The sequence below is a fragment of the Dickeya chrysanthemi NCPPB 402 genome, assembly GCF_000406105.1.
GTDB lineage: Bacteria > Pseudomonadota > Gammaproteobacteria > Enterobacterales > Enterobacteriaceae > Dickeya > Dickeya chrysanthemi.
In genome coordinates, this window is sequence record NZ_CM001974.1 from 1630297 (window position 1) to 1642786 (window position 12490).

The window sequence follows — 12490 nt, forward strand, 5'->3', positions numbered from 1 at the left end:
CGACATAAAAGGCGGTTTACACCGGTAACACCGAGGCTTGTTTCGTTACATTTTGTTGAACAGGCACCGGCCGTGTATCCCATCCCTCAGCGCTGTACGATGTCCACCTTATGTTGTTGGCCGTCATCGATCAGCGGGATCTTGTCATCCGGTAGCGTGTCGCCGTCCAGCGTGACGCGATAGTCACCGTCACTGCGCGTTACCGTTATCTGATAATGGCTGTTGCCGTGCTGATAGCACAGGCTGACCGATGGCCAGTCGTCGGGGAGCAAGGGATGCACGGAAATCGCCGTGCCGTGCCGTTTGACGCCCAGCAGCGCCTCGACGATCAGCCGATATGCCCAGCCTGCCGAGCCGGTGTACCAGCTCCAGCCGCCGCGTCCGGTGTGGGGTTCGACGCTGTAGACGTCCGCCGCCATGACGTAGGGCTCCACTTTATAGCGCTCGACCGCGCCGGCGTTCAGGGCATGGTTGATGGGGTTGATCAGCGACCAGAGTTGCCATGCGCGTGCCGTATCGCCCCGGTGTGCAAACGCCATCACCGCCCAGAGGGCGCCGTGGGTATATTGCCCGCCGTTTTCCCGCACGCCGGGCTGGTAGCCCTGGATATAGCCCGGACTGGGGCCGTGGCCGTCAAACGGCGGCGTTAGCAGTTTTATCAGCCCCGCGTCATCATCCACCAGCCGCTGATCCAGCGCCTGCATGGCCTGCTCGCAGCGCTCCGGGCTGCCTGCGCCGGACAACACCGCCCAGCTTTGGGCGATGGCGTCGATCTGGCACTCCTGCGAGGTTTGCGAACCCAGCGGTTCCCCATGGTCAAAGTAGCCCCGGCGGTACCAGTTGCCATCCCAGCCCGCGGTTTCGAGGCTGGTTTGCAAACGGGCGGCTTGCGTACGGCACAGCGTGACGATGTCGTGCTCCTGTTTCTGTTCAGCCAACCGCGCAAAGCGCTGTAACACGTCGTAGAGGAAAAAGCCGAGCCAGACGCTTTCACCCAACCCCGCCAGCCCGACCCGGTTCATACCGTCGTTCCAGTCGCCAGTTCCCATCAGCGGCAGGTCGTGCCGCCCGAAACGCAAACCGTATCGGATCGCCTTTACGCCATGTTGCCATAGCGTTTCCTCAACGGCGCTGACGGTGGGCTGCTCGTAGACCGACTCTTCACCCGGCTGGAGTGGTCGGCCTTCGAGGTACGGCAACCGCTGTTCGAGAATGGCGGTGTCGCCGGTGGTTTCCACGTAATGGCACAGGGCGAACGGCAGCCAGAGATAATCGTCCGAGCAGCGGGTTCGCACGCCGTTGCCCAGCGGCGGATGCCACCAATGCTGGACATCCCCCTCGATAAACTGGCGTGACGCGCAGAGCAGGATCTGTTCGCGCAGCCGCTCGGGCGCGGCATGGCTCAGCGCCAGCGTGTCCTGTAGCTGGTCGCGGAACCCGAATGCACCGCCGGACTGATAATAGCCGCTGCGCGCCATGATTCGACTGGCGAGGGTCTGATAGAGCAGCCAGCCGTTGGCCAACAGGTTGACGGCCGGGTCAGGGGTGTCGACCACGATGTTATCGAGCAGACGGTGCCAATAGCGATGCACGCTGGCCAGTTCGGCGCGGGCGGCGTCTTCGCTGAGGTACTGCGCGATCATCGACTCCGCGTGCTGGTGATGTTGCCCGACGCCCAGCACGAAGACGAATGTGCGCTGATCGCCGTCGATGAGCTTGGTGGTCGACTGCACGGCGGCGCAGGGGTCCAACCCCGCGCCGGTTTTATCCGACAGGGTGCGATGCGTCATCGCCGCTGGCTCGCGTCGGGAGCCGTTGCGGCCGAGAAATTCCCGACGGTCGCCGGTCACTGAGCAGTGAACGCCGGTGACGGCGAAGAACGCGGTTCTTTCCGAGCCATTGCTGCGGTAAAAGTTATGAGCCAGTACGCCGCAGCCATTCGTGACGGTAGCGGCGTGGGTTACCACGTGCATGGCGGAGTGGGCGCGGGATTCGCCCAGCGTCCATTCCACATAGCCGGTGGCGGAAATCCTGCGTGTACGCCCCGAGTTGTTGCTGAGCGTGAGGATCGCGAACTTGACCGGGGCGTGCTCCGCCACCAGCACGGTCAGCTCGCTGTCGATGCCGGTTTCGCGGTGAGCGAAGACGCTGTAGCCAAAGCCGTGGCGGGTCAGGTAGTGCCCGCTGCCGCGTACCGGCAGCGGGGCCGGCGACCAGACCGCGCCGCTCTCTTCGTCGCGCAGATAGAACGCCTCCCCGGCACTGTCGCTGACGGGGTCGTTTTCCCAGGGCGTCAGCCGGTATTCGTGTGCGTTTTCATACCAGGTATAGGCCTGCCCCGCTTCGGAAATGACGGTGCCGAACTGGGCGTTGGCCAGCACGTTCGACCACGGCGCCGGGGTTGGGGCGTTGTCCGCCAGCGTAATCTGGTATTCGCGCCCGTTCGCAGAGAATCCGCCGTAACCGTTGAAAAACAGCAGCGCGCGGGTGTCCGGCTGCCAGGGTTCATGCTGATTCACCGGTAGCCCGGCGTGCGGGATCAACGTCGGCTGCGTGGCGACCGAGGCCTGAATGCGCTGATTGAGCTGCTCTTTTAGACCGCCGGCCCGGTCATCAAGCAGAATGTGCGCAACGCTCAGCAGCAGCAGCCGATCTTCCGCCGACAGCAGTTCGCCATTGCGCACGAAAATACCGCCGGGTTTGTCGGTCTGGCTGGTTGCGGAGACGGCGCCGATCAGATCCATAATCCGGTTGTGCAGCTCCTGCTGGTAGCCGCCCAGGCTGTCATTGAGGATCACCAGATCAACCGGTAGCCCCTTCAGACGCCAGTAGTGGTGCGCCTGGATCAGCGTGGCGATCTCCGCAAGGCTGTCGTCGCGGGTGACGTTGAGGATGACGATGGGCAGATCGCCGGAAATCGCCCACCCCCACAGGCCGGGCTGCCCGCGGCGGTTGCGGCTGATGATGGACGCTTCGGCACGCAGCTCCGGGCCGGGGAACAGCACCGCGCTGGCGAGACGGTTAAACAGCGTGGCATCGTCTTCGTTGGCGTTGATTTGCCGTAGCACGACCTGGCTGTGCGACCACGCGAGTTCAAATACGCGGTCGGCGATCGGGTGGTCGCGATATTTTTCCCGCAGCACCTGACTGTGCTGGCGGCTGTCCGCGACGCCATACACTATATCGACGGTCACCGGCAGGCCCGGCTGCAATACGATCGACTGACGGATAGCGAAGATGGGGTCCAGCACCGGCCCGGCGGTATTGCTGAGCGGGCCGCTTTGCCGCGGCGCCAGAGCGTTGGCGGCGGTTCGCCCGCGGCCGAGGAACTTCGCACGGTCGGTTTCGAACGACGTTTTTTGCTCTGGAGTCTGTCCGCGCACGACCATCATGTGAAACAGCCACGCGCAGGGGTCATCGGGCGAACGGGGGCGGCGGTGGCATAGAATCGCGTCCTGATCGGGTATCAGTTCGGTTTGCACGAACAGGTTGCTAAATGCCGGGTGCGCCAGATCGCTGGCGGCGGGAGCCAGAACGACTTCGGCGTAGGTCGTCAGTTCAAGCGTTCTCGGCTGGCGGCCGCGGTGCAGCAGAGTTACGCGGCGCAGTTCGATATCGTCTTCCGGCGAGACCACGATTTGCGTCTTGATGCTGAGTGTGCCTTCCGTGCGCCTGAATTCCGCACCGGCGTCGGTGAATATCACGTGATACTGGTCGACTGGCGCGCCGATTGGCTGCCAGGTGTTGCTCCAGACATCGCCGGTTTTCGGGTCGCTGATATAGCAGAACGCCCCCCGGTCATCGCAAGTGGCATCGCTGCGCCAGCGGGTCAGCGCCAGATCGTTCCAGAGGCTGTAGCTGCCGCCGGCCTGGGTTACCATCACGTGGTAACGAGTGTTGGACAGGAGCTGAACCTCGGGCGGCAGATGGCCGACGCCAGTGAATTCACGCGGTTCATAGCGGGCAGACGGCAACGCCCCTTCGTGCGATTCAAAGTGGCGGCGCGGGCTGTAAAGCTCAATGGCGTCCGGCGTGCGTTCCTGTAGCAGCAGGCGCGCCGACTGGAAGGCGGCACAGGACATAAATCTGTCTACCATCGGGGCATCAAGCAGGATGTGGGACAGCGCCTGAAAGGCCATGCCCTGATGATGCGCCATCCACGAGCGAACCACGGCGTATCGCTGGCCGCTGGCCAGACGGGACGGCGTGTAGTCCAGCGCTTCGTAGAAGCCATACTCGCCGCGGGCACCGATTTTTTCCAGACTGACGAGGTTTTCGCAGGCCTTTTGCGGCGTCACCATCAGCGCCATCAGCGTGGCGTAAGGCGCGATCACCATGTCGTCCGCCAGACCGCGCCGCAGGCCGAGTCCCGGCACGCCGAAAGCGCGGTATTGATAGTTTTGTCGTGCGTCGAAGGCGTAATAACCCGATTCCGAAATCCCCCACGGCACGCCGCGCGCTTTGCCCCAGTCGATCTGGCGGTTGACCGCCGAGTGGTTCATCGCCGCCAGCAGGCTCCCCGGATAGGTGGGCATCACCAGATTGGGCATCAGGTACTCGAACATCGAGCCGCTCCAGGACATCAGCACCGTTTCGTTATCGATGGTGGTGAACAGGCGGCCGAGCGCAAACCAGCTTTTGAGCGGCAACTGGTTGGTGGCGATCGCCAGGAAACTGGTCAGGCGGATTTCCGAAGGCAGCAAATCGTAATGGCTGCTATCCAGCTTATGGTTGTCGCTGTGATAGCCGACGCTGAGCAGGCTGGTGACCGGGTTATAGAGGAAGGTGAAATCCATGTGCGCGTGGGCGTTCAGGCGTAGCTCCAGCTCGGTGATGATATTTAATCGACGGCGGGCCAGCCTGATCGCCGCCGCCGAAGGCGCGCCTTCGGCGTTCGGTTTTGCCTGCGCCAGCCAGGTCAGCGACGGCAGCGCGGCTGCCTGCCAGTCCGGCGTGATCCAGCCCAGAAGTGACGACCACTCCTGGCAGAATAGCGCCAGTTGATGCCTGAGATGGTCGACCCAGCGGCGGGTGCGGCTGTCTTCCGGGCTACATAGCGCGTGCAGACGGTGGCACTGGGCGCGCATGTTGTCGAGTTCGGCGTACAACAATGCCGGGGGAAGCGCGGCGGCGGCGGCGCAGTGTTTATGCAACTGGCGCAGCGAGGTGGGCGCGTTCCGGCCCCAGGCGGTTTCCAGCAGGCGCAGGGTATCTTCCAGGCCGTCCAGCATCTGTGCGCTGTTCAGGATAGGCTGGTGGCGTGAAAGCGTTAATCCTGCGCTGAGCGTGAGGAGATGAGCGGCCATGTTGCCGCTGTCCACGCTGGATATGTAGCGCGGATTGAGCGGCGCCAGCGTGCGTGTATCGTACCAGTTGTACAAATGGCCGCGGTAATGCGCCATTTTATCCAGCGTGTCCAGCGTATGCGTGACGCGCCGCAGCACGTCGCCGAGCGGGATGTAGCCGAAGTCCCATGCCGTCAGGTTGGCCATCAGCGCGAGGCCGATATTGGTCGGCGACGTGCGATGGGCGAGCGTCGGGCGCGGTGTTTCCTGATAGTTATCCGGCGGCAGCCAGTTCTCTTTCGCTGTAGCGAAGGTGTCAAAAAACGCCCAGATCTCGCGGCTGGTTTGCCGCAGGAAATGGGTTTGCCCGATGCTGATCGTGGGCGAGCGGCGTGGGGGCGGGCGGCTCAGCCAGCTTAACAGCAGCGGTGCCAGGCACCACAGCGCGCCGATGGGTAAAGCGAAAAACAGTCGCATCGGCGCGAGTTGCGCCGTCAGCGCGATCAGCGCCAGACCGGAAACCACGTTGAGCCACATCGCCTGGTAAAAGCGCAGCGGCGATGTCTCCCCGCCGCCGGCATCCGGATCGATGCTGGCCCACTGATGGAGGTTGCGATGGCTGGCGCACAACCGCCAGAGCGTCGTCAGGATGGCGAACAGAGAATAACCGGTTTTATGCGGTAGGGCGGCGAAGTCCAGCCCGATGCGCATCAGGCGTTTGACGGCACCGGAGGCGGCCAGAATGAGGTGCCGCCAGGACCGCCGCCGCGCGGGTTTATTGACCAGATCCAGCGTTACGGCCAGCAGCGTGGGGAGCAGCAGCGTCATGGCGAGAATTCCCAGCCAGTAAAACGGGTTGGGAACCAGCAGCAGGGCGCAGAACAGCAGCCCCCACAGCGACGGGGCCACCAGACTACGGCGCAGGTTATCCAGCAGCTTCCAGCGGGAGAGTGCGCTTAACGGGTTTTTAGCGAAAGAACCCTCTGCGGTTCTGACACGCGGTTTGAGCCAGTTGAGCAATTGCCAGTCTCCGCGGATCCAGCGGGTATGCCGGGCGACGTCGGTCAGGTAATTATTCGGGTATTGTTCGTAAAGCAGAACCTCGCTCAGCAGGCCTGAACGGGCATAACATCCTTCGAGCAGATCGTGGCTCAGCACCAGATTTTCAGGGCAGGTATTGTGCGTGGCCGCGACGAAGGTATCGACGTCGTAAATGCCTTTACCGACAAACGACCCTTCGCCAAACAGATCCTGATAGACATCGGATGACATCATCGAGTAGGGGTTATTGCCCGCCACGTTGCTGCATATCGCGGCGTAGCGCCCCTGACCGTTGCGCGGGATCTCTTCCGCCAGCCCCGGCTGCAAAATGCCGTACCCTTTCACCACCCGTCGTTTGGCCGGGTCATAGACCGGATGATTCAATGGGTGGGCCAGCGTGGCGACCAGTTTATGCGCCGTGTCGCGGGGCAACACCGTATCGCTGTCCAGCGTGATGACGTATTTCACCCGCTCAGGCAGGCCCTGCTCATCACCCATCACGGTGGAAAACTGGGCGCCTGGTTGACGCAACCAACTGTTCAGCATCGACAGCTTGCCACGTTTGCGCTCATATCCCATCCATACGCCTTGCTGCGGGTTCCACCGGGGCGAACGGTGCAACAGGTAGAACAACAAGGGATGGGAACCCTTCGCGTAGCGATGATTCAGGTTTTGTATTTGTGACCCGGCCCAGTCCAGCAACGCGCGGTTTTCCGGCGTGCTTTCCGTCGGTGAATCGGTGAAATCCGTCAGTAGTGCGAAGTAGAGGTTTGCACTGTTATTGCCGAGATGGCAGACCTCCAGACTGTTGATCAACCGGTCTATGCTTTCGCGGCGGGTCAGCAGGCAGGGGATGACGACCATCGTACTGAATTCCGGGGGAATGCCGGCGGAGAAATTCATGCGCGGCAGCGGCTGTGGGGTACGCCAGCGGGTGACTGCCTCGCCCAGCAGATGACTGGCTAATTGGCTGATGACCGCCGCCAGCGGCAACGCCAGTAACCACAGCGGCCAGTGCATTCCTTGATCATGGGTTTCCAGCATAATGTCTGTGGTTAACGCGAGGGTTAGCAGGCTCAGACTACCCAGCCATGACAGCAGGGGAACCTGATTGAACCTTTGCCGCAGTTGAACGATCCACGAGGTGTTCACTGCCAACTGTCGTTCAAGTTCAGGTCTGCCTTCGCCAATCAGGTAATAGCCGACGTGACGTCCAGGCGTGGCCGCGCTCGTCGCCTGCGCCAGCGTCAAAATATGGCGGGCGACCTCGAGTTCACTGTGGCGGCTGTGTCGAGCCAGCACTTCAATGTTATGCCGGTAGCTGTCCCGCGTATCGAAGTGCATATTGGGATACACCCCGGCGGGATCCTGGCGCAGTGTCTGTTCGACCAGGCTCACCGCTTCGGCAAAGTCGGTCCAGTTGGTTTCGCCCAGTAGCCGCAGGCCCGCGATGCTGTTGCTGACGGAAAGCTGGCTGGCGGCAAGCTGCTGATTGAAGCGGTGAATCAGAACGTCGGTGGTGATGCCGTTTTCGGCCAGACGCTGTTCCATCCAGGTGAGGGGCAAGGCCAGCATGTTGCCGCGTCCTTGCAGCCGCCGCACCATCTCCGCCACAAACGCGCTGCTTAACGGCGGGCGGGAGCGGGCCATGTCGGCAATCACCATAATCAAATCCACCGGCGTGTTTTCCGCGCACTCCAGGATGCGCGTCACCCAGCTATTGGCCAGATTGCGCTCTTGCTGCGCGTTGGCGACTTCAATGCTGACGCGCCGCAAATTCTCGACGATGGCCAGGCGCAACATCCCTGGCAACGCCCAAAGCTCGCCCAGGCTCAGCGGAATCACCCGCTGATAGGCAGCGATATAGCCGGTGAGGCTGGTGACGTCCCAGCGCCCGTCACCATGGGCAATGGCTTCGGAAGCGATATCATAAATTCGCGGGCAATCCTGCGGTGGGGCCAGTACCGGCAGACCTTTGCCGAAATTCTTCGGCAGATGGTGGCGGACCATGCGGATCTGCTCTTCGATAAGATAATAATTATCCAGCAGCCACCCTCCCTCAGGCGTAATGCTGGCCTGGTCTGCGGCACTCAGCAGGTAGCAGTTACGGGTAATCACCGCTTCGTTATCTTCCAGACGGCGCAATAAATAGTAGGGTTGCTTTGCGGGCGATAGTTTGTGCGAATGCGCCAGTTTCTGGCCGTAACGCTCCATTTGCGCGGTTGAAAATAATTCTGCCTTGATAGCAAGGTCATTGGCGGACGCATTGTCTGCCCACGCTGGTTTTTCCGGCTGGGATTTTCTTGGCTTATTTACAGTAAGCCACTGTTTGATATTTATTTTCATGAAGATGCTCATCAGGCGTAGTGAACGCGCAGGAGCAGTTGTTTAATCGAGTCAGAAACGTTCTCTCCGGATGGTGTGCAAAGGCATCAGGGATTTAACAGCTGCAAGAGTAATTTCTGATCTATTTCGCTGTATCGCAGACAAACAGCGATTTACATTCCGGGCAAAGCATTGTCTGTTTACGGTGGATTTTGGTCGTTAGCTGGGGAGCGTGATGCCCGCATATCGGGCAGGTGATGGTGGCGTGCGTTAAGCTACCGATGCGTTTCATTGCATAATCGAAGAGGGACATGGTGATTAACCTTTCAATGAATGAGACTCACCCTACCACTGATAGATTAAAAAATATACAACAATGCTTGGGATGTGATTGAACGGGGCATCGCCCGAGGAATGCATCGGCATCATTAAACCGGTGAGATGGGGTAAACCGGGGGGCTTAAGGTCAGTTCCTATTTTTCCTGACGTAAAGCCGATTTTTTCTATTCAAGCCGACCTGGTGAGACAAACATCATTGCCTTTTCGTATGATTTTCGTTCATCGACAGATGCGTTTGCCCTTGAAATGCGAATAAAATCCCGCATGATTTCCTGAGCAATCGTATCCTGGTTAACGATGCCACGACTGTTGATGACCCGCTCGACGGCGGCGCCGATGATTTCGTGCTGGTTTTTCATGGATCTCTCTCGCTGGTTGATATTTACTCAAAACATCAAAAGCCTCAGCATGACGCCAGGCTTTTTATTATGGAAGAGGTGGAATTTAAATTCTTCCGTTGATGCGCTGATTATCCCGAAGCACATCAATTGCTGTTTGCATTGCAATTTTATCGTCGCGCCGCTTCTGACTTCGCTGCATGACTTGCAAATACTCAAGCAATGTCCGGGTGTTAATTGGACGCCCAAGTTTTCCGATCTCAAGCACCGCGTTACCCAGGATGATTTTTACAGGTGGAAGCTGCGCCGGATACCAGTCAAGTGTGTCTTCAGATTTCATGATGAAAATTCTCTGGGAAGGGTATCGTACCACTGTGTCGTTATGCATACCTTCTTTCGGTCTTTTTTTGACCAATATTATGGTAAATTAAAGCACATTCTCCGAAAGAGTAAAAAACCATGCCATCCCCCCTCTATCACGCAATGAGACGCATCAGTAACGCAAACTGTGTTACTGTCAGTTGTCCAATTTGCGGACATAAATCACGGCAGGTAAAGACTAAGGTCAAGCGTGAAATGACACTTATTTGCCCACGCTGTAAGGCTCTGTTTGTCATTCATCGTTAAGAAAACTTTCGAGAGTCAACCGCCTGCGGGCGGTTTTTTTATTGTGTAACTAACGGTATGACGAGTAGGGGGGACACCGAATAACGGTGACGTAAATAAACTAGTTTCGCAAGTTCCCTCACAGAAGCGTTTAGGTGGCTCTTAGCCCAGACTGTCGCAGAACTATGAGGTGATACGAAACAAGGCTAATCTACGGTCCTGCATCATATTCTACGTTTTATGTGGCTCTTGCGAATTTCTCGGAATAAGCATTTTTTTATTATTTAAGGGATATAAAGGAACGACATGCCTGCACCCATCAGATATGTTCAGGATAGCAGCCCGTTGCCGGATCAGGCGGACGTGGTGGTGATTGGCGCCGGGATTGCCGGTGTGGCGGCAGCCTATGAGCTGGCGAAAAAAGGCGTCAGCGTGTTGCTGTTGGAAAAGGGGCTGGTCGGCGGCGAGCAATCCAGCCGCAACTGGGGCTGGTGCCGACAGCAAAACCGCGATGAGCGCGAGTTGCCGCTGATTATCTACGCGCTGCGTCGTTGGGAAGAACTGCAACTGGAAACCGGTGAAGAACTGGGATTTCGCCGCAGCGGCTTGCTGTACACTACCCTGGACCAGGTGGAAATCGATGCCTGGGACCATTGGGGCAAGATGGCGAAAGCCTACGGTGTGCGCAGCGACATCCTCAATGCCGAACAGGCTAAAGCGATGACGCCGGGCAGCACCACCGCGTGGCTGGGCGGGGTATCGTCGCCGACCGACGGCCATGCCGAACCGGCGCTGGCCTGTGCCGGGCTGGCTATTGCCGCTCAACGCCTTGGCGCCAGCGTGATCCAGCAATGCGCGGTGCGCGGGCTGGACATCAGCGGCGGTCGGGTCAGCGGGGTGTGGACCGAGCGCGGGCGGGTGAAAACATCAACGGTGATTTGCGCCGGCGGCGTCTGGAGTTCGCTGTTTTGCCGTCGCCACGGCATCGAACTGCCGCTGGGCAATGTCATCGGCACCGCGTTTCGTACCGCGCCGATCGAACAGGCGATCAGCCTGCCGTTTTACACCGCGGCGTTTGCCTGCCGCCCGCAACTGGACGGCAGCTATACGGTGTCGGTATCCGGTCGCGGTCGTCTGGAGCCGGGATTCCAGAGCCTGCGTTACGCCCGTCAGTTTTATCCCACCTTGCGCGCCCGGCGCAAAAATCTGTCGTTCCGGCCGGGTATCAAACCGTTCCTGTGCGGACCGGAAGCCCGGGCTAACTGGTCGTTTGACGGTATGTCGCCATTTGAGAAAACCCGTATTCTCGACCCGGCGCCGGACATGGCGGTGGTGAACGACGGGCTGGCGGCGATGCGGCGTGAATACCCGGCCTTGGCCGCCCTGCGCGTGGTGCAGGCGTGGGGCGGTATGATCGACAGCACGCCGGACGCCATCCCGGTGATTTCGCCGGTAGCAAGCCTGCCGGGGCTGATAGTGTCTGCCGGGTACAGTGCGCACGGTTTCGGCATCGGGCCGGGTGCCGGGCGGCTGGCGGCGGATCTGGTTACCGGCGATACCCCGGTGGTGGACCCGACGCCGTTCCGCTATGCCCGCCTGGTAGACGGCTCCGGGCTGAAAGCGCCGGGCATGATGTGAGGACAGAACATGACGATAACGTTACGTGCTATGACGGCGGCGGATGCTGATTTCGGCTGGTCGCTGACGCAGCAGATGCACTGGCCGCACCGGCTGGAAGACTGGCAGGAGGCCTTGCTGCTGGGGGAAGGTCTGGTGGCGGAAGAGCAGGGGCAACCGGTGGGTACCGCGCTGTGCTGGCGCTGGGGCGAGCGCTGGGCCACCATCGGACTGGTGGTGGTGGACGGTCAGCAACAGGGGCGCGGTATCGGTCGACGATTGATGGACGGGCTGCTGGCCGGTCTTGACGGCTATCAGGTGCGGCTGCACGCCACGGCGGCCGGGCAGGGGCTGTATGCTCAACTGGGATTTGCGCCGGTGGGTGAGATCTATCAGTACCAGTGCCCGCAACTGCCGGCGTTCGCCGTACCTGCCTTGTCTGATGGGCGGCGGTTGCGAGCCGCCATTCCGGCGGATGCACCCTATCTTACGGCGCTGGATCAACAGGCGCATGGGTTGGCGCGCCCAGCGCTGATTGCCTGGCTGTTGCGTCAGTCGATGCCGGTGCGGGTGCTGGAACAGCACGGCCGCACCACCGGGTTTGCCGCGTTGCGCCGTTTTGGCCGCGGTTACGTCATTGGCCCGGTGATTGCCGACAGTGTGGAGAATGCCCGTTTGTTGATCGCGACCTTGATGGCGGAGGTCAGCGGCGAATTCGTCCGCATCGACAGCGACGCCGCGCTTGGGTTGGGCGGTTGGCTGGCGGATTGCGGGCTGCAACAGGTGGATGCGCCGGTGACCATGATCCGCGGCGCGCCGTGGCGGTCTGAAACGAGCGGCATGCGTGCCTGGGCATTGATGACGCAGGCGATGGCGTAACAAGGTTGGTGAAGCCCCCCGTTGCAACGGGGGATAAGGATATCGCGGGTTTACTGACCG

7 protein-coding genes are annotated in these 12490 nt (G+C 60.3%); 3 read left to right on the plus strand and 4 right to left on the minus strand.

The features are described 5' to 3' along the window. Positions 1-86: 86 nt before the first annotated feature. The 4 genes from DCH402_RS07380 to DCH402_RS07390 all read right to left on the minus strand — a co-directional run bounded on the left by DCH402_RS07380 (position 87) and on the right by DCH402_RS07390 (position 9668). Complete coding sequence (locus DCH402_RS07380; RefSeq protein WP_040000533.1) at positions 87-8672, minus strand: GH36-type glycosyl hydrolase domain-containing protein; 8586 nt, start codon at positions 8670-8672, stop codon at positions 87-89. Positions 8673-8793: 121 nt separating this feature from the next. Continuing rightward, positions 8794-8964, minus strand: coding sequence for a YnfU family zinc-binding protein (locus DCH402_RS23010; protein WP_221853770.1), 171 nt, complete (start codon positions 8962-8964; stop codon positions 8794-8796). A gap of 190 nt (positions 8965-9154) precedes the next feature. Continuing rightward, positions 9155-9349 carry a hypothetical protein gene (locus DCH402_RS07385; protein ID WP_040000534.1) on the minus strand — a complete coding sequence of 65 codons (195 nt, stop codon included), beginning with the start codon at positions 9347-9349 and terminating at the stop codon, positions 9155-9157. Between the two features lie 85 nt (positions 9350-9434). Continuing rightward, positions 9435-9668: a hypothetical protein gene (locus DCH402_RS07390; RefSeq protein WP_040003474.1), complete on the minus strand. Its 234-nt coding sequence runs from the start codon at positions 9666-9668 to the stop codon at positions 9435-9437. A 143-nt stretch (positions 9669-9811) separates the two neighbouring features. On the opposite strand from DCH402_RS07390, the gene DCH402_RS23365 reads away from it, so the two are divergent. The 3 genes from DCH402_RS23365 (at position 9812) to DCH402_RS07400 (ending at position 12430) form a co-directional block, all read left to right on the plus strand. Further along, positions 9812-9955, plus strand: coding sequence for a YnfU family zinc-binding protein (locus DCH402_RS23365; RefSeq protein ID WP_221853774.1), 144 nt, complete (start codon positions 9812-9814; stop codon positions 9953-9955). 285 nt (positions 9956-10240) lie between these two features. Beyond that, positions 10241-11572, plus strand: coding sequence for an NAD(P)/FAD-dependent oxidoreductase (locus DCH402_RS07395; protein WP_040000535.1), 1332 nt, complete (start codon positions 10241-10243; stop codon positions 11570-11572). Positions 11573-11581: 9 nt separating this feature from the next. Next, on the plus strand, positions 11582-12430 hold the full coding sequence (locus DCH402_RS07400) for a GNAT family N-acetyltransferase (RefSeq protein WP_040000536.1): 849 nt from the start codon (positions 11582-11584) through the stop codon (positions 12428-12430). Positions 12431-12490: the final 60 nt, after the last annotated feature.

Bases quoted from the DNA above. Each gene is read 5' to 3' on its own strand.
- DCH402_RS23365 (WP_221853774.1), top strand. From the start codon at position 9,812: ATGAGACGCATCAGTAACGCAAACTGTGTTACTGTCAGTTGTCCAATT.
- DCH402_RS23010 (WP_221853770.1), bottom strand. From the start codon at position 8,964: ATGTCCCTCTTCGATTATGCAATGAAACGCATCGGTAGCTTAACGCAC.
- DCH402_RS07400 (WP_040000536.1), top strand. From the start codon at position 11,582: ATGACGATAACGTTACGTGCTATGACGGCGGCGGATGCTGATTTCGGC.
- DCH402_RS07385 (WP_040000534.1), bottom strand. From the start codon at position 9,349: ATGAAAAACCAGCACGAAATCATCGGCGCCGCCGTCGAGCGGGTCATC.
- DCH402_RS07380 (WP_040000533.1), bottom strand. From the start codon at position 8,672: ATGAAAATAAATATCAAACAGTGGCTTACTGTAAATAAGCCAAGAAAA.
- DCH402_RS07395 (WP_040000535.1), top strand. From the start codon at position 10,241: ATGCCTGCACCCATCAGATATGTTCAGGATAGCAGCCCGTTGCCGGAT.
- DCH402_RS07390 (WP_040003474.1), bottom strand. From the start codon at position 9,668: ATGAAATCTGAAGACACACTTGACTGGTATCCGGCGCAGCTTCCACCT.